This window comes from Acidovorax sp. BLS4 (genome assembly GCF_032929295.1).
Classification (GTDB): Bacteria; Pseudomonadota; Gammaproteobacteria; order Burkholderiales; family Burkholderiaceae_C; genus Paracidovorax.
Genome location: NZ_CP136797.1, coordinates 4,224,610 through 4,247,220 on the forward strand (window position 1 = coordinate 4,224,610; position 22,611 = coordinate 4,247,220).

The window sequence follows — 22,611 nt, forward strand, 5'->3', positions numbered from 1 at the left end:
GGCCCGGCCTCAGGCCAGCTTGAGGTCGCGCGGCCGGGTCTGCGGGAACACGCGGGCCAGGGCCGCGGGCGACAGCCCGTAGGTGCGGGCGAACAGGCCGCCCAGCACGGCGCGGTAGTCGTTCAGAACGGGATAGTCGCGGTTCTGGAACAGGGTGGTGGCCGTCAGCGCCTGCTGCTCGCCCGCGATGCGCCCGCCCGCGATGCCCCCGCCCAGCACCCACATCACGCTGCCGTGGCCGTGGTCGGTGCCGCGGTTGCCGTTCTCGCGGAAGGTGCGGCCGAACTCGCTGATGGCGACGACCGTGGTGCGGTTCCACGCCGGCCCCATCTCGTTGGCGAAGGCCGCGAGGCCCCGGCCCAGCTCCTCGAAGCGGTTGGCCAGCGCGCCCGTGGCGTTGCCCTGGCCCACGTGCGTGTCCCACCCGCCCACGTCCACGAACCCCAGGTTGTAGCGCGACTGCATCAGCCGGGCCATGCGGCGTGCCGTGCCTTCGAAGCCCTTGGTGCTCAGCGCGTTGCGGCTGGCGGCATCCATCTCGCCCTGCATGGTGCGCGCCACCTCGTCGCGCGTCTGAAAGCCCTCGGCCACGGCGGCGGCCAGCGGCGTGCCCCCGTACATCGAGGCGATCAGCCCGGCCTGCCGGTCGTCGATGCCGGGCTTGGCCGCGCCCGCGGCGCCCAGGGCGGTGTTGGGCACGTCGTAGCCGCCACGCAGCACCAGCGGCAGCGTGTCGGTGAAGGCCATGGGCGACAGGTGGTCGTGCCAGCGCGGCTGCACGCCCAGTTCGGTGGCCAGGCGGTTGAGAAAGCCCGAGCGGTAGTCGCGCCGCCCGCCCACGGGCTGGCCCAGCTCGATGCTGTCCTGCGTGTCGAAGTGGCTGCGCGTGAGGTCTTCGGTGCCCGAGAACGGCACGAACGCCACCTGCTTCTTCTCGTACAGCGGCATCAGCGAGCCCGCCAGCGCCGGGTGCAGGCCCCAGTCGGCGGTGAGCGGCAGCGCGCCCCCGGCGTCGCCTGGCTTGGCGATGGCGATGTTGGGCCGCGTCTCGTAGTAGTAGCTGCTGGAGGTGGGCACGAGCAGGCTGGCGCAGTCGTAGCCGCCGCGCAGGAAGACCAGCAAAAAGCGTGCGTCCACCGCCTGCGGCGTGGCCGCGAGGCTGGCCTGCAGCACGCCCGGCGCGGCGAGCGCGGCCAGGGCCTGAAGGCACTGGCGGCGGGTGGGGGCGGGGCCGGCCCCGGAAGGGCCGGGGCGGCGGGGGGTGAAGAAGTGCGTCATGGCGAAGCCTTTCAGCGGAACAGCGGAACAGCGAAACGGGGGGGCGAGGCGGGGATGGGCTGCGGGTGGCGGAGAGCGCCGTGCGGCCGGGCCGCGTCAGGCGTACATGAACTCCGGCGCGCTGAGCAGGAAGGTGTTCCATTCCAGCGGCGAGGCCGCGCGCGCCAGCGCCACGCGGGTGGCCGGGGCCAGCTGCGGCTCCAGCGCGCGGTAGTAGGCGCTCTGGGCCAGCGCCGGGGGCGCCACGCGCGGCGGCGGTGCGCCGTCGGGGCGGTAGAGCGCGGCCGCGCCCGCGCCGGCCAGGGCCCGCGCCACCTCGAAGCGCACGGCCATCTGGCCCGAGCTGGTCCACGCGGCCGAATCGAGCGGGTAGCCGTCGGGCGTGGCGCGGCCATACAAGGGCTCTGCCAGGCGCTGCAGCCACGACAGGGCCGGATCGGGGTTGGCCAGCACGCGGTCGGCATAGCCCATGCGCAGGCCGGCCATCACGTACTGCACCGGGTCGCGCAGCCGCTTGCCCAGCGAGGCCTGGAACGGCGCGCTGGCGAACAGCGTCTGCAGCACGGCGGCGATGTGGCCGTCGCTGCGGGTGAACGACTCGGCCATGGCCTCCAGCAGCGCCGGGGGCGGCGCATCGCCCACCAGGTAGGTGGCGAGCTTGCGCGACACGAAGCGCGCCGTGGCCGGGGCGCGGGCCAGGCGGTCGAGCGCCTCGTCCAGCTCGGCCATGCCCTGGCCCTGCAGCGGCTGGCCCAGCAGCTCCTTGGGGCCCCAGTCGTGGCGCTGGGGGTGGAATTCGTACAGGCCGTGGCGCACGTACTGGCGCGTCCACTCGGCTTTGAGCTTCGGGGGCGGCTCGCCCAGCGGGCGCAGCGACACGCCGTGGCCGGTGAGCACGCGCGCCATCTCCTGCACGTCGCGCTGGCTGTAGCCGCCGTCCACGCCCAGGGTGTGCAGCTCCATCAGCTCGCGCGCGTAGTTTTCGTTGATGCGGTTGGCGGCGTTCTGCGCGTTGTCCAGATAGCGCAGCATGGCGGGGTGGCGCACGGTGGCGCCGAGCAGGTCCCGAAAGCGCCCCAGCGCGTGCGGGCGGATGGCGCGGTCCTCGTAGTCGCCCACCATGGCGCGGATGTCGGCCTTGCCGGCGAAGACGCTGAAGTGGTTCATCCAGAACCAGGTCATCTTCTCCTGCAGCTGCGCGGGCGAGTACACGGCCCGCAGCACGAAGCGGCGCTCGGCCTCGCGCTGCAGGGCCCGCATGTCGCGCTGGTAGGTCTCCTGCGCGGCCTTGCGCGCCTCCTCGTCGGGCAGGTCCTTGATGGCCTGCTGGCGGCCCTGCATGTCGATGGCCAGCACCTCCATGGGGGTGCGGGTGATGGCCATGGCGTCGATCTGGGCCTGGGCCTCGGGCGGCAGGGCTGCGGGGGCGGAGCGCAGCTGGGCGGCCAGGTAGCCCGCCGTGCCGGCCTCGGCCAGCGCCTGCTGCGAGGCCGCCGTGGCGCCCCACGAAATGCGGTCCAGCAGGCGCACGCTGCCGGCATCGTCCAGCCCGGGAGGCGCGCCCCCCGGACTGCTGGCGGCCCAGGCGCCGCCGCCGGCGGCGGCGAGCGACACGGCAGTCCATCCCAGCCAGTGCCTGCGGGTGAGGGGCAGGGCGGTCGAAGCGGAGGGCGAGGGGGTCATGGCAGGGCTCCATGGGGAAAACGGTGCCCATGGTGCAGCGCGGCGCGGGGCGCGGCAAGGGGGGCCGCAGGGGTTTTACGCCCGGGATACAGATGTATCCGCGGCAGCCAAAAAAGCTTCAAGCCAAAACCGCCCGCAGCGCAATGTCCACTAGAGCATATTGCTATCGAAATATGAGCGAATGAGCGGGCTGCTGACTTTTTGGTAACCGCTGTCAACCGCTGGGCGTTCAGCGTCAGCGGCGCTGGCGTTCCTCGCTCGCTTCCTCGAAGCGGTCCACGTCGCGCAGGGGCTTGAACAGGAGCGTCCAGGCGCCCACCACCGCCAGGGTGCACAGCCCGCCCGCCACCGCGGCCGGCACGGCGCCCAGCCACGCCGCGCTGGTGCCGGCGCGGAACTCGCCCAGCTCGTTGGACGAGCCGATGAACAGCATGTTGACCGCGTTCACCCGCCCGCGCATGGCATCGGGCGTGGAAAACTGCACCAGCGCCCCGCGGATGTACACGCTCACCATGTCGGCCGCGCCGGCCACCATCAGGGCCAGGAACGACAGCAGGAACCAGTGCGACAGAGAGAACACCAGGTTGGCCGCGCCGAAGATCGCCACCGCGATGAACATGCGCCGTCCCACGTGGCGGTTGAAGGGCCGCAGGGTCAGGAACAGCCCCGCGCCCACCTCGCCGATGGCGATGGCGCTGCGCAGCGCGCCCAGGCCCTGCGGACCCACGTGCAGCACCTCGTGCGCGTAGATGGGCAGCAGCGCCACCACGCCGCCCAGCAGCACGGCGAACAGGTCCAGCGAGATCGTGCCCAGGATGATCGGGCGCGTGCGGATGAAGTGGATGCCCGCGCCGAAGCGGTCCCACATGCGGCCCTGCGTCGGCGAGGGCGGCGCGGCATACGCCACCGTCACGCGCGACAGCAGCAGCGCGCCCAGCGCGAAGCCCGCGCAGCACACGGGGTAGGTGAACGAGGCGCCGCCGGTGGCATACAGCACCCCGCCGATCAGCGGGCCGGTGATGCTGGCCAGGCGCATCAGCATGCTGTTGGTGGCCATGGCCTGCGCCAGCTGGGCGCGCGGCACGATCTGCGGCAGCAGGCTTTGCAGCGCCGGTCCCGAGAACGCCCGCGAGCAGCCGAACAGCACCAGCGCCGCATAGATGCCCGCCACGCCCGCCGTGCCGTGCCCCGACAGCCACCACAGCAGCGCGCTGCACACCGCGCCCACCGACCAGCTCACGGCCAGGATGTGCCGGCGGCTGGCGCGGTCGATCAGGTCGCCGGCCGGCAGCAGCAGGCACAGCATGGGCAGGAACTGCGCGAGGCCCACGTAGGCCAGGGCGATGGGCTCGCGCGTGAGGTCGTACACCTGCCAGGCCACGACCACGGCCTGCACCTGGGTGGCGAACACGGCCACCAGGCGGGCGATCAGGAAGGCGAGGAAGCCGCGGTGCCGGTAGACGCTTTCGGTGCCAGGAACGGGGGGAGCGGGGGAGGCGGTGGGAAGGTCGGGCACGGCGCTGGGGAGGCTGGAGGGTGGCTGGCCGGAGCCTGTGCGGCCAGCGGACGGGCGGACGCGGCGGGCGGCTCCAACGGTGGGAAGTCAGCGCCGCATGCTACCGGTTTATCCGTGCGGGTGCTGTCGCCGGTAGTCCCAGGGGGCGCGCGGGCGCTTTTGCGACCACAGCCCGGTGTGGCTGGCCTGGGCCTGGCGCTGCAGCGCCGCCAGCTGCGGGTAGGCGGCCGCGCGCGGCGTGTACACCCAGGCGAGCCCGGCGCGCACCTGGGCCGTGGCCGCATCGCCCTGGCCGCAGCGCACGTGCGCCACGGTGCGGCCGTAGGCGTCGCGGGCCACGGTCTGCAGCGTGGCTTTCTGCCGCAGGCACAGGCGCGCAAGGTTCTGGCGGGACGGCGGGCCGAACGCCTGGCGGCGCTCGGGCGCGTCGATGGCGGCCAGGCGCACCTGGATCGGGCGGCGGTCGCCGCAGCGGGCGGTGAGGGTGTCGCCGTCGCTGACGGCGACGACCAGGCAGAGCAGGGTGGCGATGGGCACGGGGGATCGGAGCGGGGGAGGGGATGCAATGAAGGCGGGCGCAGGGGCCGTGCCGGCCGCGCACTATAGCCGCACCCCGGAAAGGCGCCGGCCGCGCCCGGCCGCCACTGCCCAAAATGCAGGCACCGGGCTGCAAGCCACTGCCTGCGCCGATCCGGCGGGTTGTCCCTGGGGTTGTCCACAGAACGGCCCACAGAGGGCGGGCATAACTTCGGCATGCGGTGGAGGGGCGCTCGCAACGCAGGCGCTCCAGGCGAAAAATGCTCCCAGGACAATCAGTACTAGGGCATTGCGCTATCAAAAAAGTAGCGTGTTACTGGCCAGCCTGAAACCACTGGATACACTGCCGTCCGCATGCGCCCCCTGACGTGGCTGCGCAGGCAGACAGCACACGACACCAAGGACACGAGGGCATGGCAACGGGGCACGACACATCCACATCCACATCCCCATTCGATTTCGCGCGGGCGGCGTGCCGCCGTGGCAGGGCCCGAGCGGCCGGCATCGCGCTCGCGGGCCTGGGCGCGCTCGGTACGGCGTCGCTGCCCGCCCAGGCCAGCGGCGCACCCCAGCCCTGGGGCCAGCGCCTGGTGCAAACCCAGGAACTGCCGGCCGAAGCGCTGGCGAAGTTCGCGCTGTTCCAGGACCGAAAAGACACCGCCGATGCGGACCGCTCCGCAGGCGCACCGCCCCAGACCCAGGCCTGGACGGGCGAGGAGATGGCGCTGCCCCGCAGCGGCAACCCCTACACGCTGGTGGTGTGGGTCTCGGGCGTGGCGCTGGCCGACGGGGATGCCAGCGCGCGCTGGATGGCGGGCTGGTCCATCCATGGCGCATCGCGCGTGGGTGCCGTGCCCCAGGTCGCCGCACGGGGCGTGCGCGCCGGCCAGGTCGTGGAGATGGCCGGCGCCGCGGCGCCCTTGAGCTTCAAGGAAGACCGCACGGTCCCGCCGGTGCTGGAGTTCGCAGGGGTGAGCAATCTGCGCATGGACCGGGTGCGGCTGGAGGTGTGGTCGGGCATGCGCTCGTCCAACCCGGTGGAACGGCTCATGCCGTGGATGCCCCTTTTCACCGGGGCCGTGTTTCTGGGCCTGATGCTGTGGTGGCGCCGCCGTTGAGCGGGCGGCGGGGCAGCGACGGTGGGGCGGCGGCGCCGGGCCTTGGGGCCCGCGCGCGTCCAGTCACAGGTCCAGCGGCTTCCCGGGCTTCCACGCATCGGCGCGCCGCCGCGCTTCGGCGATATCGACCGGGCCCATCCTGCGGGCCAGCAGCTGAAGGTGCACAGCCCCGTAGCGGGGCAGGGTGAGCGGGTCTTCCGGGTTGCCGCGGCCCAGGCGGTCGGCCAGTTCCAGCAACATGTAGGCGGCAACGGGCCGCTGGGCCACGGTGGCTGCGCCGTTGGCATAGAGGTCGCCCAGCCGGTACAGCCCGGCCGCATCGCCCTGGCGCGCCGCGCGCAGGTACCAGTTCTCGGTCAGCGACATCTGGCGGGGTTCTCCGCCGCGGCCCTCCTGGTAGATGGCGCCCAGCCGCACCGCCGCCAGGCTGGAGCCCTGGTGGGCGGCCCGGGTCAGCCACTGTATGGACTCGGCATGGTCCCTGGGGATGCCGTTGCCCTCGTCCAGCATGGCCGACAGCAGCACCATGGCCCGCAGGTGCCCTTGCTGGGCCATGGCCCGCACGGTGGGCAGAACGTCCAGGCCCTGGCCGCGGCGCCACTGGGTCTCGGCCGCACCGAGCCGGGCCAGTTGTTCCATGCCTTCCCGCTGCGCCGCGATCTGCAGGGCGCGCGCATCGCTTTCGGCGCGGGCGATGCGTTCGGCGGCCTGGGCCTTGTTGTGGTTCCACTTCCAGCCCATCAGCGCCATCAGCACCACCACGCCGCCGGCCAGGACGATCAGGGTCCAGGGCTTGTCGCCGGGGGCGGCGGCCGGCCGGGCGCGGGCGCCCTCGGGCTTTTGCCGCGCCGCCACGCTGGTGGGAAGCACCTTGTCGTAGGCCACCTCGCACCGGGGGCACTGCCAGGCCGGTGCGGTATCGGTGGCCTGCCGGGTGTGACTGCAGCGCGGGCACACGCGCGCGGCAGCGGCGCGGACGGCCTCGGGCGTCTCGACGGGTTCGAGCGAAAGATCAGCGGGGTTCACGGTTCCATTCCTTTTGGGGGAGCGATTGTGCTGCGCCTGCCCGGCCCGAAGCGCCAGCGGCTCGAATATTCGGCAAAAAAGCCGCCAGCACAATGAAATCCAGGGCATATTGCTATCAATTAAGTAGCGATTCATGCGCTATCCCCCAGGCTCTGCGGGCACCGTCGCCGCCTGCCAGGTCCCCGGCGCCAGCCCGTCCAGCGAATAAGGCCCGATGGCGGCGCGGATCAGCCGCAAGGTGGGCAGGCCGACCGCCGCGGTCATGCGCCGCACCTGGCGGTTGCGGCCTTCCCGGATGACCAGTTCGATCCAGGCGGTAGGAATGCGCTGGCGCACGCGAATGGGCGGGTCGCGCTCCCACACGGCGGGCGGCGGCTCCAGGCGGCGTGCCCGGGCCGGGCGGGTGGGGCCGTCGTTCAGCTGCACGCCGTCGCGCAGCGCGGCCAGGGCGGCTTCGTCGGGTGTGCCCTCCACCTGCACCCAGTACGTCTTTTCCATCTTGAAGCGCGGATCGGCGATGCGCGCCTGCAGCGCGCCGTCGCTGGTGAGCAGCAGCAGCCCTTCGCTGTCGGCGTCCAGCCGGCCCGCCACGTACACGCCGGGCAGGTCGATGAAATCCTGCAGCCCGCGCCAGCGCCCCTCGGGCGTGAACTGGCTCAGCACGCCGTAGGGCTTGTGAAAGCGGATGAGGCGGGGCGTGCCGGGGGCGGCGGTGGCTGCCGCAGGGGATCGGGCGAGGGGGCGTACGGCCGGCGGCCGGAGTGGGCGGGATGGGCGCGATGGGCCAGGAGCGCGCGGTGAGTGGGGCGGGGTCGGCATGGGGCGGCAAGCATAGCGCGGTGGGCGTCCCACGCCGTGGTGACCGACGCCCTACAGCAGGGCGTGCCGCTCGCGCAGGCTTTCAGTCGCTGCCGCCCGCCACGGCGCGCACGCCGGCCGCGCCCACGTCCACCGCCGTGCCCACCACGGTGGCGCCGACCTTCACCGTGGTCGCCACCACCGTCACCGCGGCATCGCCCACGGCCACCACGGCGCAGCCGCTGCACAGCACCGCCATCGCCGCGAGCGCGGCACCCAGAAAAGATCGCATGGAAACCACCCAAAAAGGCCAGGGGATCGAAGGCGGAAATTGTCGCTGCCCGCTCCGCGAAGCGGCCCGTTCTTTACCTGCCCGTGTCGGCCCGGCGCAACGCCCGTCTGGCTCAGACGGGCAGGAAGAGCGCCGGGTCCACCATCGTGCGGTTGAGCATCACGCCCCAGTGCAGGTGCGGCCCGGTCACGCGGCCGGTGGCGCCCACCGCGCCCAGGCGGTCGCCGGTCTGCAACTGGTCGCCGACCTTGGCGTCGATGGCGCTCAGGTGGGCATAGACGGTGAGCAGCCCGCCGCCATGGTCCAGCCACACGGTGCCGCCGCTGAAGAAATATTCGCCGGTGTCGATCACCCGGCCCGGCAGCGGCGCGACGATGGCCGTGCCCTTGGCTGCGGCGATGTCCATGCCGCTGTGCGGATTGCGCGATTGCCCGTTGAACACCCGCCGCAGCCCGAACGAGCTGGACCGGGGGCCCGGCACCGGGACGTGCATGCGCAGGTCGGCCGGCTTGGGCAGCGGTGTGGAAAACGCCGCCGTCACCTGCCGCTGGTGTTCGCGCTCGCGCTCGAAGCGGGCGTTGTCCTCGGCGGAGAGGTCCACGGTGCGCGGCGCGACGCTCAGGCGCTGCTCGCGGTACTTCTTGGGCGCGATGGTGTAGGGCACCTTGCGCGCTGCATCGCCCTCGGTGGCCGAACCCCGCACCACGATCCCGGCGGCCCCCGCCTGGGCCGCCAGCGGGATGCCGACGATGGCCGTCCACTCGATCGCATCGCCCAGCACGAGCACCGGCACGTCGCCCGCGCCTTCGTCCACGTGCGCCACCGGCCGCGTGGCCGCCGGCCCCAGCGACAGGCGCGCCACGCCGCCGGGCACTTGCGATGCACGGGGCCAGACGGACGGCGCTGGCGAATGCGCGCTGGCCCGGGGCTTGGCCGCTTGGACGGGGCCCTGCCAGGCCAGCAGGCCCAGCGTGGCCACGAGGGCGGTGCGCCGGCTGGCCTGCAGAGAAAGGGAGGGGGGAGTGCGGTGGTCTGCCATGGCGCGGGCGAAGGGAAGAGGGGAAGCCGGCAGTTTAGCGACGGCGCCTGCGCCCGCGCGCGCCAAGCCCTGGCATGCGCGGACGGCTCGGGAGATACCCTGCCTTGGCCACGCCAGGGCCGCCGGGCGGCGCCGGCCCCGGTACGATGCCCTGCATGCGCCGCGCATGCCCGTTTTCGCCCTTCCATCCGGTTGCCGCGGGCCCTTGGCCGGGTCCGCTGGCACCGCCGTCACCGGCGCAGGCGCTGCCCTCCGGCCTTCGCCCCTTCGGCTCCTGAATTGCGCCATGCCGCCTGCCGCCCGCCCCCATTCCCCACCGCCCGGCGGATCGCCGGCGCGCCGCGCGGCCGATGGCGTCCTGCCACCGCCCCCGGGCCTGCGGGGCCGGATCGACCGGGCGCTGTTCGGCCAAAGCAAGCAGGTGCGCATCCGCATGTCGCAGTGCCTGCTGGCGTTCGGCCTGCTGTGCCTGATCGCCCTGGTGCAGCAGGCCGAGGTGATGCTGGGGCTGGTGGACGCCAGGCAGGCCTATCCGCTGACCGCCTTCGCGCTGGGCACCAGCTTCGTCTGCTGCCTGCTCGTGCGCAGCGGCCAGGGCCGGCGGCTGGCGCCGCACGATCCGTCGCTCTCCATGCTGCAGTCGGTGCTGGCGGCCACGGCGCTCGGCTGGGCCTATGCCATCACCGGGCCCGCGCGCGGTGCGCTGCTGGGCCTGCTGGCACCGCTGTTCCTGCTGGGCGGCATGTTCCAGCTGCGGGCGGGGCAGACGCGCGTGCTCATGGCGTACTGGCTGGTGCTCGTGACCGGGGTCATGCTGTGGCGCACGTCGGGCGAGTCGCCGCGCTACGACCCGCGCGTGGAGGTCATCCACTGGGCCTTCTCGCTCATCGTGGTGACGGCGGTGGCCGCGCTGGCCATCCGCATCGGCCGCCTGCGCAGCCGCCTGGCCCGGCAGAAGGCCACCCTCACCGAGGCGCTGGAGCTGAGCCGCAAACTCGCCGAGCACGATGCGCTGACCGGCCTGCTCAACCGGCGCGCCATGGGCGACCTGCTCACCCTGCACTGGACGGTGGGCGCCGCGGTGCACCCGCAGGACGGCCGGCCGGGCGAGCCCGCCACGGCGCCGATGGCCATGGCCATGATGGACATCGACCACTTCAAGCAGGTGAACGACACGCACGGGCATGCGGTGGGCGACGCTGTGCTGCAGCGCTTCGCCGAGATCGCCCAGGCCGGCGTGCGCGGGCGCGACGTGCTCTCGCGCTGGGGCGGGGAAGAGTTCCTGCTGCTCATGCCCGGCACCGGCCAAAGCGGTGCGATGCGCGTGCTGGAGCGGCTGCGCGGCCAGATGGAGCGCGGCGGCTTCGAGGCGCTGGCCCCGGGCCTGGCGGTGACGTTCTCCGCTGGCGTGGCCGAGCGCGTGCCCGGCGAGCCCCACGCCGCCACCGTGGAGCGGGCCGACAAGGCGCTCTACCGCGCCAAGCACAACGGCCGCAACCGCTTCGAAGCCGGCTGACCGCCGCAGGCCGGCGGCACGCACGCCCCCGCGCAGCGCGCTGCCACGGCCCCGTGCCCTGGCCGAGTTGGAGGCGTGGGCTTACAAGGGCGCAGCCGGCGCCCACCCACAATCGCGCACATGAAAAAAACAGGCCGCACCCTGCTCACCGTAGCACTCACCTTCGTGGCCACCACCGCCATCGTGCTGTTCGCGCTGAACTTCACCGCCGGCGAGAAGAAAGTGCAGCACCAGATCCCGCGCCTGTACACCACCGCCCACCCGCAGTACGAACGCGCCATGGGCAGCCTGCTGGGCCCGGGCATCACCAGCGGCAACGAGGTGGTGGAACTGCTCAACGGCGACCAGATCTTTCCGCCCATGCTGGCCGCCATCCGGGCCGCGCAGAAAAGCGTCACCTTCGAAACCTACATCTACTGGTCCGGCGACATCGGCAAGCAGTTCGCCGATGCCCTGAGCGAGCGCGCCCGTGCCGGCGTGAAGGTGCATGTGCTGCTGGACTGGGTGGGCAGCTCCAAGATGGACGAGAGCTACTTCACCGAGATGAAGGCGGCCGGCGTGGAGGTCGAGAAATTCCACAAACCCCACTGGTACAACCTGGCCCGCCTGAACAACCGCACCCACCGCAAGCTGCTCGTCACCGACGGACTGGTGGGCTTCACCGGCGGGGTGGGCATCGCACCCGCATGGACCGGCAACGCGCAGGACCCCGACCACTGGCGCGATTCGCACTACCAGGTCAAGGGCCCGGCGGTCGCGCAGATGCAGGCCACCTTCCTGGACAACTGGCTCAAGGTCACGGGCAAGGTGATGCATGGCGAGGCGTACTTTCCCGCCATCGCCCAGAGCGGCACGCAGAAGGCGCAGATGTTCTCCAGCTCCCCCTCCAGCGGCAGCGAGAGCATGCAGCTCATGTACCACCTGGCCATCACCTCGTCCGAGCGCAGCCTGGACCTGTCGGTGGCGTATTTCGTGCCCGACGACCTGACCCGGCAGCTGATGCTGGACGCCCTGGCGCGCGGCGTGCGCATCCGGCTCATCACGCCCGGCGAGCACACCGACACCGAAACCGTCAAGGCCGCCTCCCGCGCCACCTGGGGCGAACTGCTGCAGGCCGGCGCCGAGATCTACGAGTACGAGCCCACCATGTACCACTGCAAGGTCATGATCGTGGACCAGCTCATGGTGTCGGTGGGCTCCACCAACTTCGACAACCGCTCGTTCCGGTTGAACGACGAGGCCAACCTGAACGTGTACGACGCACCATTCGCGCAACGCCAGACGGCCGTGTTCGAAGACGACCTGAAAAGGTCGCGGCGGGTGACCCATCAGGACTGGCTGGATCGGCCGATGAAGGAGAAGCTGGCCGAGCGGATGGCGTCGCTGCTCGGCTCGCAGCTCTGATCCGCGGTGGCCGGCGGGGCACCTGCCCCAGCCTCTCACGGCGCGTTGGCCGAAGGCGGGTGCCGTCTCGGGTGGCGAATTCCAGGGCGGCGCCAGCCTTGCATGGCGCGTCCACCGGCTCCCGGCCGGCCCACGCTTTTCCGCTTACATTCCATGCTCCGAGAGGGCGGGACGCGTGCGTCAGCGCCCTGACTTCTTTGCATCAGGGCGGGAAAATTGAGCTCCACAACCGTATCGGCAGGCACTACGTCGCAGTGCGCGCAGCTTGCGCAGGCCATCGTTCAAAACGTAGAGAAGGTGCTGGAGGGCAAGCGCCCCCAGATCGAGCTGGCCTTGGCCGCGATCATGGCCGGCGGGCATCTTCTGATCGAAGACGTGCCAGGGCTGGGCAAGACGATGCTGGCGCGCGCACTGGCGGTGTCGGTGGGGCTGTCGTTCAAGCGCATCCAGTTCACGGCGGACCTGATGCCGTCCGACATCGTGGGCGGACCGGTCTACAACCCCAAGGATGGCAGCTTCATGCTGCGCCCCGGCCCGGTGTTTGCCAACATCGTGCTGGCCGATGAAATCAACCGTGCGAATCCCCGCGCCCAATCGGCGCTGCTGGAATGCATGGAGGAAGGGCAGATCACCCTGGACGGGCAGACCCTGCCGCTGCCTGCGCCCTTCGCCGTGCTGGCCACGCAGAACCCCATCGACATGGCGGGCACCTACCCCCTGCCGGAGGCCCAGCTCGACCGGTTTCTGATCCGCCTGTCGCTGGGCTATCCCGACAGCGACACCGAGGCCGGGCTCATCACGAGCCAGCAGTTTTCCCACCCCATCCAACGCCTGCAGCCGGTTTGCGGCGCCGGGCAGTTCGAGCAACTGGTGGCCGGTGCGCGCAACGTGTCGATCACGCCGGAGGTGGCCCAGTTCATCACCGCGATCGTGTCGGGCACCCGCAGGCATCCGGCGATCCGGTTCGGCGCCAGCCCGCGGGGCACGCTGGGCCTGGCGCGCATGGCGCGGGCGCTCAGTTGCATCCGGGGGCGTTCCTATGTGGACCCGGCCGTCGTGCGCGAAGCGGCAGTGCCTGTGCTGGCCCACCGCATCATCGTGCAGACACAGGGCGCGCAGCCCAAGCCGGCGGCCGACCTGATCCAGGACATCCTGCTGTCGCAGCGCACGCCGGTGTAGGGCGCAGGGCATGGAGCGCTGGCTTTCCAGGTCGCGGGTGTTGCTCGCGCTGTGCGGGGTGCTGCTCGCCGCAGCGCTCAATCGCCGCGACCCCATGGTCTACGGCATGTTCCTTTTTCTCGCGACCGTGACCGTGCTGGGGTTCGTGGTGCCTTGGCTTTCATTGCGCACCACCACCGTGCGGCTGCAGACCGCTGCCGGCACCGAGGTGAACGAAGGCACCGCATGCGATCTGAACATCGTGGTGGAGCGGCGTGCCCGTTGGCCCGCCTTTTTGGTCGAGATCGAAACCGAGTGGGAGTGGGCTTCGCAACGCGTGGTGCTGCGCCAGACCTTGCCGATCGTCCGAGCGCGGAAAAGCGCGCCTGCATCAGGAACGGCGCTGGCTGGCGTGGTGCGCTTTCCGTGCCGCGGACATTACCGGCTGGTGGCGGTGCGCCTGTCCAGCGGCTTTCCTCTGGGATTGGTCCACGCACGCCACAGCATGCAGTGCCCGGACATCGCCCTGCATGTGCTGCCGCGTGCGCAACCGGTGCACTGGCCGCTGCCATGGAGCGTGGCGGCCGACCCGCGTGGCGAGTTGACCTTGCGGCAAAGGGGGGCGTCGTTCGAATTGGGCGCAATGCGCGCATACCAGCACGGAGATGCCGTGGGCCGCGTGAACTGGCGCGCGTCGGCCCGCGCTGGTGAACTGGTGATCCAGCACTTTCAGCAAACCGGTGCCATCCGCTTGCGCGTGGTGGTGCATGCCCCTTCGCTGCCGGCCTTGGGGAATGCGGACAGCGCGGGTGAGCAGACCATTCGCCTGGCGGTTGGCGTGTGCGACGCGGCTGCGGCCCACGGTGCGCAGTTGTTCCTCTATGGGAGTGCCGACCTGTCGCCGGTGCAGGATGCTGCCTTGGCACGCCGTGCGCTGGCCGCAGCCTTGCCTGCCGGCGAAGACGGTTTGCGCTGGGCCAGCGCCCGCGCGGCGAACGACGCCGCTGCCGGGGAGCAGGTGGCGTTGGTGATCCCCTGCGATCTGCCGGTCATGGCGTTGCAGTCGGCGCTGGCCGAATGGAGCGGCCTGGATTGCGCCGTGGTGGTCTGCATCGCCCTCGGACGCGCCGGCACGACCGCGCAAACCACCGCGGCCGCGCAACTGTGTCGGACCGCCGCCAGCGCAGGGTGTGCCACTTTCATGGAGGTCGCAACGTGACGCCCGGTGACACCCCATGGGCCCTGCCCATCGCCGCCCGCAGGCCTTCCGCACCGGCACCTTCGCCCGCGCTTCAGAGCCGTGGCGTGATCGTGTTCGCGGGATTGAGCTATCTTTTCATCGCGTTTGCGTTTTCGTACCTGGACCGCAGATTCAGGGGATTCGGCTTCGAAAGCCTGCTGTGGCTGGTGTGGGCCTTGCTTGGCTTCGGTGCGGGCGCGATCCATCTGAAGCGGCCCGAAGGCGCAGGCAGAACCCAGTGGCGTGTGCTGGGCTTGCTCGGGTTCGTCCTTGCGCTGTTTCCTGGCGTGGCGCTGTACGCCTTTCCCCGATGGGTGTGCGTGGCCCTGCTCATCGTCATGGGAGCCCGCGCTGCCACGATGCGAACCCGGCGCGATTTCTACCTCACCCTCACGGTCGTCTTCGCCGTGAGCTTCATGGTGGCGACGCACTACAACGCCGACTGGAGCCTCTGGTTCTATCTGGGGCCGGCCTGGCTGTTCGGGGCCCTCGCGCTCGCATGGCTGCACGCGGAGGGCGTGGCCATTTCGCGCGCCACCAAACTGTCGATGGCGATCGGCTTCGTGGGGCTGTCGTTCCTGCTGGCGTCGATGCTCTTTCTTTTTGCGCCCCGGCCACCCGTACTGGGCTTCGGCTTTTTGCCGCCCGGCGCCGACGTGCCCGGCCTGTTCGATAAACCGGCGGGCGACGCGGGAGGGGCGGCTGGCCAAAGCAGCCGGCCGGATGGCGGCGGTGCGGGGCCGGCACAGGGCGGTTCCCAGGGGGGCGTCACGCCACAGCCAGGAGGTTTGGCACAGCAGTGGGGCCGTATGTTGGACCACATGCGCGAGGCGGCGCGCGACCGTTCCGTGCCGCAGTGGCAGCGCAGTGTCATCCAGGGGGCGGTCGGTGTCGCCCAGGGGTGGTTGGATCGACTGGCCAGCACCCATGGCACGACACGACCGGCGGGCGGTGCGGGGACCGGGGCGGGCGAGGGCGCAGGCACGCTGGAATCCCCAGCGACCACTGGCGCGGCCCGACGGCTCAGTCTCCTCGACCTGTTGCTCTGCGTGGCGCTTTTTCTGGCCGCCGTGCTGCTGTTCCGCTACCGTTATCGGATTGGGCTTGCGGCCGCACTGAGCGTGTCCTGGCTCCTGGCCCGGCCGTTTCCCGCGCAATCGATGTGGCTGTCTGCCCGGGCCATGACCTGGTGCCTGCGGGTTCGTCGCCATCCACCCCTGCCGGGCCAATCGGTGCGCGAGCATTGGTCGTCCCTCGAGGGTGCGGCGCCTATGGCCCGTCAATGGCTGGGCTATGCCTTGGAGAGCTATTGCGCCACGCGCTTCGGTGGCGTTCCGGCCACCCGCCAGCGCGCGCTGCACATGCGGCAGGCGGTGCAGGGCACCTGCGACCTTCTGATGGGTGCGATGCCCGAGCTGGGACGTTGATGCCGGTCGCTCAACCGGGGTGGGCGTTGATCGGGTCGGAACCGGCCGGGGGGCGTGCCATCCCCGTCAAAAATACGAGGAAGCAACCGAATGACTGAAAAGACCGTGCCCCAGTGGCTCAAGGGAGTGGTGCTGATTTTTCTGGTGCTGCTGGCGCTGATGGTGTTCACCAACCGCGACCGAATGGACGTGTACGGCCGCTATTTCCGCGAGACCTCGCCGTCCGTGACGCTGCGCCTGGCCGAGCTGTCGTCCACCATGGACGAAGCCGCGCTCAAGCAGCACTTCGCCGGCGTGCCTTTGCGCTGTGTGGGCCAAGCCCCGGGCGCGGACAGCCTGGGCGATCGCGTTTGCTACGCGACCGTCAGCCAGGCGGACGGCCACGGCGCCCTGACCCTGGCCAATTTCTTCCGGGAGGGTCACTTGGTGCGAACCATGGTGCACGTGCCCTGGTGGGTGCACGGCGCCTGGATCGACCGTTTCAATGCGGCCTATGGCACGCCCCGCCAGGCAGGCAAGGTCTCCGCCTGGGGCGGCCCGGTGCTGCGCTGGAACATGCCCAACGGCTATGTGGACTTCAACCGGGACCGCAGCTTCAATCCGCTGGAATGGAACGTCATCCTGTGGACGGGGCGCTGAGGCGCGTGCGAACGGGTGCATGCCCCGTGAGGGCCGCCCTGTTTTATCTCGCTGGCGGCGTCGACTGGATGAACGCCTCCACATCGTCCACCACCGGCGCGACCCAGCGCAGCGGCCACGCGAATGCGCCGATGAGCGTGGTATGGCTGGCGCGGGGATACGACTTCAGCGTGACCGGCACGCCAGCGGCCTGCAGCTTCTGCGCCATCTGCTGGGTGCTGCGCTCCGGGCTCACGAGCCGGTCGTTGACCGGGGCCGCCAGAAAGGTGCGCGGCGCACCAGGGTGTGCGAACTCGATGGGCTGGGCCTTGGGCGGGTAGTTCGGGTGGAAAAACACCGGCTGCGCTTGCGGGTTGTCGGTGGGAAAGAAGTCGTACGGCCCCGCCAGGCCGATCCAGCCGGCAAGCTCGTTCGGCGTGTGGCCCGTGGGCTGCAGCCAGCGCGGGTCCAGCGCCAGCATCGCCGCGTTGTAGCCGCCGGCACTGTGGCCCATGGCGAACACCCGTTTCGGGTCGCCACCCCACTGCGCCGCATGGTCCAGGCCATAGGCCACGGCCAGTGCGCTGTCCTGCAGGAATTCGGGGTAGCGCACCTCGGGGTAGAGGCGGTAGTCGGCCACCATCGTCAGAACGCCCCGTGCCGCGAGCGCTTCGCCCAGGAACAGGTAGTCGCCGCGCTCGCCGCTGTTCCAGGAGCCGCCATAGAAGAACACCGCGACCGGCCAGCCGGCCGCTGGCGCCGTCGTTTTCGGCCGGTAGATGTCCAGTTGCTGGCGCGGCAGCGTGCCGTAGGCCACGCCGGCCTGGACGGTATGGCTGTCCTTGGCCGTGAGCGCATTGAGCGTGCCGACCGCGGAGCAACCGGTCAGCCACGCGGCCAAGGCCAGGATGCCGGTGACTTGCCATGCCGCGCGGGCCCATGAACGGTGAGGGTGTTTCAATCGCGCCTCCAAGTGGGTGGTCCGGCGATCGGGCCGGGACACAGGCGACAGGCCGGTGCCGGGCGGATTATGGTTGGCGCGCCAGCGCCGTGGCCGTCAGAGATGACGCCGCCATGGAGCGGGTGTCACTGCCGAAATCGCGATGCTTCCGAACCGGCCTTGCCCGCGGATGTCAGGCGGCGGCCGGGAGCGCTGGTACCCGCTGTGCACGGTAGCTGGCCGTGCCGGACGCCCAGGCCACCAGACGGTCGATGTTGGGGTGCTTGCCGGGGTGGGCGTGTGCATCGGCCGTGTGCTCTGCGTACCACTCCAGGCCCAGGCTGGCCGCTGCGGGCGTGATGGTGCCGCCGTACAAGGTGGACAACGCGTTGTAGACCGCCAGGGAGCCTGCTTGTCCGGGCTTGTTTTCCAGCGTGGCGATGACCTGTCCGTCCGGGTCCAGCAGGTGCAGGGCAGAGAGGTCGGCAACGGATGGGAGTTGTTGAAGGCGCGAGGAAAAGTTCATTCTCGAAATCGGGAGTGGTATGCGTCCCTGGCGCTGGATGGCCAGGGACTTCCATCGTTGGATAACGGGACCGGCCCGCGACGGCGACGGCCGCCGTTGTCCGGGCCGGCTGTTGCGTTGGCTTACTTGCCCCAGGAGTCCTTCAGGCCCACGGCCAGATTGAACACCGGCTTGCCTGCCGCGTGGTCCTTGCTGTCCGCCACGAAGTACCCGTGCCGCTCGAACTGGAACTGGTCGCCCGGTCGGGCGTTGGCCAGTGAGGGCTCCACAATGGCCGTCACGACCTTCAGGCTGTCCGGGTTCAGCAGCGTGAGGAAGTCTTTCCCGCCGGCATCGGGCTGCGCATCGGTGAAGAGCCGGTCGTACATGCGCACCTCCGCCTTCACGCCATCGGCCACGCCCACCCAGGTGATGGCGGCCTTCACCTTCACGGTGTCGGCGCCGGGGGTGCCGCTCTTGGTGTCGGGCACCACGGTGGCCAGCACTTCGGTGATCCGGCCATCGGCGTCCTTGTTGCAGCCCGTGCATTCGATCACGTAGCCGCCCTTGAGGCGCACCTTGTTGCCGGGGAACAGGCGCTTGTATCCCTTGGGGGGCACTTCCTCGAAGTCTTCGCGCTCGATCCACACCGCCTTGCCGATCGTGAAATGGCGCAGGGGCGATTCGGTGCCCTCGGGCGGGTGGGGCAGGGCGGGCAGGCTGCAGGGCTCCAGGTGGCCGGCACCCATCACCTCGTCCCAGTTGGTCAGCACCAGCTTGACGGGGTTGAGCACCGCCATGCCACGGTGGGCCTTGGCTTCCAGGTCTTCGCGCAGGCAGCCTTCCAGCGTGCTGTAGTCGATCCAGCTGTAGTCCTTGGTCACGCCGATGCGTTCGCAGAACAGGCGGATCGATTCGGGCGTGTAGCCACGGCGGCGCAGGCCGACGATGGTGGGCATGCGGGGATCGTCCCAGCCGGTCACGATGCCGTTGTCCACCAGGTGCTTGAGCTTGCGCTTGCTGGTGACCACGTAGGTGAGGTTCAGGCGCGCGAACTCGTACTGGCGCGGCTGCGGCGCGGCGATGAGGCCGCCTTCCACCAGACGGTCCATGAGCCAGTCGTAGAAGGGGCGCTGGTCTTCGAATTCCAGCGTGCAGATGCTGTGGGTGATGTGCTCCAGCGCGTCCTCGATGGGGTGGGCGAAGGTGTACATCGGGTAGATGCACCACTGGTTGCCGGTGTTGTGGTGCTCGGCGTGCTTGATGCGGTAGATGGCCGGGTCGCGCAGGTTGATGTTGGGCGAGGCCATGTCAATCTTCGCGCGCAGCACGGCGGCGCCGTCGGGCAGCTTGCCCTCGCGCATTTCGCGAAAGCGCGCGAGGTTTTCGGCCACGGTGCGGCTGCGAAAGGGGCTGTCCACGCCGGGTTTGCCGAAGTCGCCACGGTTGGCGCGCATCTCGTCGGGGGTCTGCTCGTCCACGTAGGCCTTGCCGTTTTCGATCAGGTACTCGGCCGCGCGGTACATGAAGTCGAAATAGTTGCTGGCGTAGTACAGGTGGTCGGCGCCGTCGCCGCTGGCCTTCCAGTCGAAGCCGAGCCAATGCACGGCGTCGATGATGGCGTCCACGTACTCCTGGTCTTCCTTCTCCGGGTTGGTGTCGTCGAAGCGCAGGTGGCACACGCCGCCGTAGTCGGCGGCCAGTCCGAAATTCAGGCAGATGCTCTTGGCATGGCCGACGTGCAGGTAGCCGTTGGGTTCGGGGGGGAAACGCGTGCGGATCTTCGCCGGGTCGGGCTGCCCGCCGGCATGGTGGGCCGCATCGCCGGGCGTGCCGCCCCAGCGCGCCTGGGCATGCGTGCCCTTGGCGAGATCGCTCTCTATGATCTGGCGAAGAAAATTGCTGGGCTTGGCCGCGGCGTTGGAGGAGGGGTCGAGGGGGGCTGGGGAACTCATGGCGGCATTCTAGGCGGCGGTGCCGGGGGCGTTACCGGGTGAAACACAGCGCGCTACGTCCAGAAACAACATTGCAGGCGGTTTGTGCCATCCTTTCGGACATGTGATGCGTTGAGCATCCACGGGCGTCCCGCGATGGCGGGGCTCCCATCCAAAGGAGATTTCCATGACGAACAGCCGCTCTCTCTCAGCCATGGCCGCCACCGCCGGCGTGGCGCTCGCCCTCCTGGCGGGCACCGGTGCCGCCCAGGCACGCGATATTTCCTGGTCTGTGGGCATCGGGGCGCCCGGCGTGGCGGTCGGTGTCGGAGGCGGTGGCTACCCCGTCGTGGTGGCACCGCCGGCCTACTACCCGCCGCCCCGTCCCGTCTACTACGGCCCGCCCCCGGTGGTCTACGCACCCCCGCCCGTCTACTACCCGCCGCCACGGCCGGTGTACTACGCGCCCCCGCCTCCGGTGGTGGTCGCCCCCTACGGGTACTACGGCGGCGGCCGCCACTGGCACGGACGGGACCGGGGCTACTACGGTCGCTGAAACCCATCGCTGTCCCCTGGCTGCTCATGCAGTCCCAACGGCCCCTCGGGGCCGTTTTCTTTGGGAGCGCCACGCATAATTCGCCCTGTTCGCGTTCGCCGACTGGCGGCGACGCCTTGCCTGGAGTGCTGGCCCTGTGAAAACCGTCTTTGTCCTCAACGGACCCAATCTGAACCTGCTCGGCACGCGCGAGCCCTCGGTGTACGGCGTGCACACGCTGGCCGACGTAGAGCGGCTGTGCGCCCAGGCGTGCGAGCGCCACGGGTTTGCGCTGCAGTTCCGCCAGAGCAACCATGAGGGCGACTTGGTGGACTGGATCCATGAGGCCGGCCGCCTCCACGGTGCTGGCGAACTGGCCGGCGTGGTGCTGAATGCCGCGGCCTACACCCACACCAGCGTGGCACTGCTGGATGCCGTCAAGGGCACGGGCGTGCCGCTGGTGGAGTTGCACATCAGCAACGTGCATGCCCGCGAAGCCTTCCGCCACCATTCCTATCTGTCCGGCGTGGCGCGCGCGGTGATGTGCGGGTTCGGCGTGCAGGGCTATCCGCTGGCCATCGACGGCCTGGCGGGATGGTGACGGTGCCCACCGCCCCAGTGGCCCACCCCGGATCTGCCGGGGCCGCGGCGCCCGATGGCACCCCGCCCGAAGTGCGGCGCCTGCAGGCGCTGGCCACGCGGCACGCCACGCCTTGCGGCGACGGCGATCTGGTGTGGCACGCCTGGGGCCCGGCCGTGCCCGGGCAGCCGCCGCTGGTGCTGCTGCACGGCGGCAGCGGCAGCTGGACCCACTGGGTGCGCAACATCGAAGACCTGGTCGCGGCGGGCCACCAGGTCTGGGTTCCGGATCTGCCCGGTTTCGGGGAGTCCGCTCTGCCCCCCGCTGGCGCCGATGCCGACGCGCTGGTCGAGCCGCTGTGCGAGGGCATGCGCGCGCTGTGGGGGCCGCAGCCCTGCGATCTGGTGGGGTTCTCTTTCGGCGGCATGGTGGCGGGCCTGCTGCTGGCCGACCACCCCGAGCTGGCCCGGCAACTGGTCATCGTGGGCGCGCCGGCCATGGGCGTGGTGCCGCACCGCCAGTTCGAACTGAAAGCCTGGCGGCACCTGCCCGCGGACCAGCAGGCGCAGGTGCACCGCCACAACCTGGCCGTGCTGATGCTGCAGGACCCGGCGCTCATCGAAGGCCTGGCGCTGGGTCTGCACGTGGCCAACGTGGTGCGCGACCGCATGCCGCGCCGCCGGCTGGCGCACACCGACATCCTGGCGCGCTCGCTGCCCCGGGTGACCTGCCCGGTGCACGCCATCTATGGCCGCAACGATGCCCTCTACAAGCGCTGGATCGTGGAGCTCGAGGCGGCGTTCCGGGCGGTGGTGCCGGACTTCCGCGGCCTGGTCTTCATCCCCGAGGCCGGCCACTGGGTGCAGTTCGAACAGCCCCGGCCCTTCATGGCCGCGTTGCTGGCCGCGCTGGCGGACGGGGCGCAGCCGGCTGCCGTATCCCTGGCGGCCGGCCGATGACCGCGCCGCCGGCGGCCTTCGTGCCCCAGGTGGACGAGCGTGAGGTGGAGATCACCGCCATGCGGGCACAGGGCGCTGGCGGGCAGAACGTCAACAAGGTGTCCAGCGCAGTGCACCTGCGCTTCGATATCGCAGCGTCTTCGTTGCCCGACGGCGTGAAGGAGCGCCTGCTCGCGCTGCGCGACAGCCGGATCACGCAGGAGGGCGTGCTGGTCATCAAGGCCCAACAGTACCGCAGCCAGGAAGCCAACCGCCTCGATGGACTCCAGCGCCTGCAGGCCCTGGTGGCCAGCGTGGCGCAGCCGCCGCGCACCCGCCGGGCCACCAAGCCGACCTATGGCTCCAAGCAGCGCCGCCTGGAATCCAAAAGCGTGCGCTCGGGCATCAAGGCGCTGCGCGGCCCGGTGCGAGACTGAAAAGGCGTGGGGCGTCCCGGAGAGCGTTCGCTGGCCCGTGGCGGCACAGGCTGCGCCGATCGCCGCGGGGGTTGGAACCGCCGCCACCGACC

22 protein-coding genes are annotated in these 22,611 nt (G+C 70.7%); 11 read left to right on the forward strand and 11 right to left on the reverse strand.

Annotation, left to right across the window (positions count from 1 at the left end):
* Positions 1-9: 9 nt before the first annotated feature.
* The 4 genes from R1Z03_RS19435 to R1Z03_RS19450 all read right to left on the reverse strand — a co-directional run bounded on the left by R1Z03_RS19435 (position 10) and on the right by R1Z03_RS19450 (position 5,014).
* On the reverse strand, positions 10-1,278 hold the full coding sequence (locus tag R1Z03_RS19435) for a DUF1501 domain-containing protein (protein WP_317354135.1): 1,269 nt from the start codon (positions 1,276-1,278) through the stop codon (positions 10-12).
* A 96-nt stretch (positions 1,279-1,374) separates the two neighbouring features.
* On the reverse strand, positions 1,375-2,961 hold the full coding sequence (locus R1Z03_RS19440) for a DUF1800 domain-containing protein (protein ID WP_317354138.1): 1,587 nt from the start codon (positions 2,959-2,961) through the stop codon (positions 1,375-1,377).
* Between the two features lie 235 nt (positions 2,962-3,196).
* Positions 3,197-4,477 carry an MFS transporter gene (locus R1Z03_RS19445; protein ID WP_317354141.1) on the reverse strand — a complete coding sequence of 427 codons (1,281 nt, stop codon included), beginning with the start codon at positions 4,475-4,477 and terminating at the stop codon, positions 3,197-3,199.
* A 108-nt stretch (positions 4,478-4,585) separates the two neighbouring features.
* Positions 4,586-5,014 carry a thermonuclease family protein gene (locus R1Z03_RS19450; RefSeq protein WP_284403489.1) on the reverse strand — a complete coding sequence of 143 codons (429 nt, stop codon included), beginning with the start codon at positions 5,012-5,014 and terminating at the stop codon, positions 4,586-4,588.
* A gap of 413 nt (positions 5,015-5,427) precedes the next feature.
* Here R1Z03_RS19450 and R1Z03_RS19455 point away from each other — a divergent pair, with 413 nt between their 5' ends.
* On the forward strand, positions 5,428-6,132 hold the full coding sequence (locus tag R1Z03_RS19455; RefSeq protein WP_317354147.1) for a hypothetical protein: 705 nt from the start codon (positions 5,428-5,430) through the stop codon (positions 6,130-6,132).
* A gap of 63 nt (positions 6,133-6,195) precedes the next feature.
* Here the strand turns inward: R1Z03_RS19455 and R1Z03_RS19460 are convergent, their stop codons facing one another.
* From R1Z03_RS19460 to R1Z03_RS19475, 4 genes are all read right to left on the reverse strand, one after another.
* On the reverse strand, positions 6,196-7,158 hold the full coding sequence (locus tag R1Z03_RS19460) for a tetratricopeptide repeat protein (RefSeq protein ID WP_317354150.1): 963 nt from the start codon (positions 7,156-7,158) through the stop codon (positions 6,196-6,198).
* A 138-nt stretch (positions 7,159-7,296) separates the two neighbouring features.
* Positions 7,297-7,977 (reverse strand): pseudouridine synthase, encoded by a 681-nt coding sequence (locus R1Z03_RS19465; protein ID WP_372588172.1) that lies wholly within the window; start codon positions 7,975-7,977, stop codon positions 7,297-7,299.
* An 82-nt stretch (positions 7,978-8,059) separates the two neighbouring features.
* Positions 8,060-8,248: a hypothetical protein gene (locus R1Z03_RS19470; RefSeq protein ID WP_272564016.1), complete on the reverse strand. Its 189-nt coding sequence runs from the start codon at positions 8,246-8,248 to the stop codon at positions 8,060-8,062.
* A 112-nt stretch (positions 8,249-8,360) separates the two neighbouring features.
* Positions 8,361-9,287 (reverse strand): peptidoglycan DD-metalloendopeptidase family protein, encoded by a 927-nt coding sequence (locus R1Z03_RS19475; RefSeq protein ID WP_317354153.1) that lies wholly within the window; start codon positions 9,285-9,287, stop codon positions 8,361-8,363.
* 286 nt (positions 9,288-9,573) lie between these two features.
* On the opposite strand from R1Z03_RS19475, the gene R1Z03_RS19480 reads away from it, so the two are divergent.
* The 6 genes from R1Z03_RS19480 (at position 9,574) to R1Z03_RS19505 (ending at position 16,671) form a co-directional block, all read left to right on the forward strand.
* Entirely contained in the window at positions 9,574-10,803 is a 1,230-nt protein-coding gene (locus R1Z03_RS19480; RefSeq protein WP_317354156.1) for a diguanylate cyclase, read from the forward strand.
* 120 nt (positions 10,804-10,923) lie between these two features.
* Positions 10,924-12,207 carry a phospholipase D-like domain-containing protein gene (locus R1Z03_RS19485; protein ID WP_317354159.1) on the forward strand — a complete coding sequence of 428 codons (1,284 nt, stop codon included), beginning with the start codon at positions 10,924-10,926 and terminating at the stop codon, positions 12,205-12,207.
* A gap of 216 nt (positions 12,208-12,423) precedes the next feature.
* Positions 12,424-13,386, forward strand: coding sequence for a MoxR family ATPase (locus R1Z03_RS19490; RefSeq protein ID WP_317354162.1), 963 nt, complete (start codon positions 12,424-12,426; stop codon positions 13,384-13,386).
* A 10-nt stretch (positions 13,387-13,396) separates the two neighbouring features.
* Positions 13,397-14,584, forward strand: a complete 1,188-nt coding sequence (locus tag R1Z03_RS19495) for a DUF58 domain-containing protein (RefSeq protein WP_317354164.1) — start codon at positions 13,397-13,399, stop codon at positions 14,582-14,584.
* Complete coding sequence (locus tag R1Z03_RS19500; RefSeq protein WP_317354167.1) at positions 14,581-16,032, forward strand: hypothetical protein; 1,452 nt, start codon at positions 14,581-14,583, stop codon at positions 16,030-16,032. The genes R1Z03_RS19495 and R1Z03_RS19500 overlap by 4 nt, the downstream gene beginning before the upstream one ends.
* A gap of 90 nt (positions 16,033-16,122) precedes the next feature.
* Complete coding sequence (locus R1Z03_RS19505) at positions 16,123-16,671, forward strand: hypothetical protein (RefSeq protein ID WP_317354170.1); 549 nt, start codon at positions 16,123-16,125, stop codon at positions 16,669-16,671.
* Between the two features lie 43 nt (positions 16,672-16,714).
* On the opposite strand, the gene R1Z03_RS19510 is transcribed toward R1Z03_RS19505, so the two are convergent.
* The 3 genes from R1Z03_RS19510 to R1Z03_RS19520 all read right to left on the reverse strand — a co-directional run bounded on the left by R1Z03_RS19510 (position 16,715) and on the right by R1Z03_RS19520 (position 20,050).
* On the reverse strand, positions 16,715-17,611 hold the full coding sequence (locus R1Z03_RS19510; protein ID WP_317354172.1) for an alpha/beta hydrolase: 897 nt from the start codon (positions 17,609-17,611) through the stop codon (positions 16,715-16,717).
* 172 nt (positions 17,612-17,783) lie between these two features.
* Positions 17,784-18,116: a DUF2322 family protein gene (locus R1Z03_RS19515; RefSeq protein WP_317354175.1), complete on the reverse strand. Its 333-nt coding sequence runs from the start codon at positions 18,114-18,116 to the stop codon at positions 17,784-17,786.
* A 122-nt stretch (positions 18,117-18,238) separates the two neighbouring features.
* The gene (locus R1Z03_RS19520; RefSeq protein WP_272564008.1) at positions 18,239-20,050 is read right to left on the reverse strand and encodes a glutamine--tRNA ligase/YqeY domain fusion protein; all 1,812 of its coding nucleotides are present in this window, start codon (positions 20,048-20,050) and stop codon (positions 18,239-18,241) included.
* 166 nt (positions 20,051-20,216) lie between these two features.
* On the opposite strand from R1Z03_RS19520, the gene R1Z03_RS19525 reads away from it, so the two are divergent.
* The 4 genes from R1Z03_RS19525 to arfB all read left to right on the forward strand — a co-directional run bounded on the left by R1Z03_RS19525 (position 20,217) and on the right by arfB (position 22,519).
* Positions 20,217-20,585: a hypothetical protein gene (locus R1Z03_RS19525; RefSeq protein WP_284428763.1), complete on the forward strand. Its 369-nt coding sequence runs from the start codon at positions 20,217-20,219 to the stop codon at positions 20,583-20,585.
* 136 nt (positions 20,586-20,721) lie between these two features.
* Complete coding sequence (aroQ, locus tag R1Z03_RS19530) at positions 20,722-21,165, forward strand: type II 3-dehydroquinate dehydratase (RefSeq protein ID WP_272564006.1); 444 nt, start codon at positions 20,722-20,724, stop codon at positions 21,163-21,165.
* Positions 21,159-22,103 (forward strand): alpha/beta fold hydrolase, encoded by a 945-nt coding sequence (locus tag R1Z03_RS19535; RefSeq protein WP_372588173.1) that lies wholly within the window; start codon positions 21,159-21,161, stop codon positions 22,101-22,103. The genes aroQ and R1Z03_RS19535 overlap by 7 nt, the downstream gene beginning before the upstream one ends.
* Entirely contained in the window at positions 22,100-22,519 is a 420-nt protein-coding gene (arfB, locus tag R1Z03_RS19540; protein ID WP_272564004.1) for an alternative ribosome rescue aminoacyl-tRNA hydrolase ArfB, read from the forward strand. The genes R1Z03_RS19535 and arfB overlap by 4 nt, the downstream gene beginning before the upstream one ends.
* Positions 22,520-22,611 lie beyond the last annotated feature (92 nt).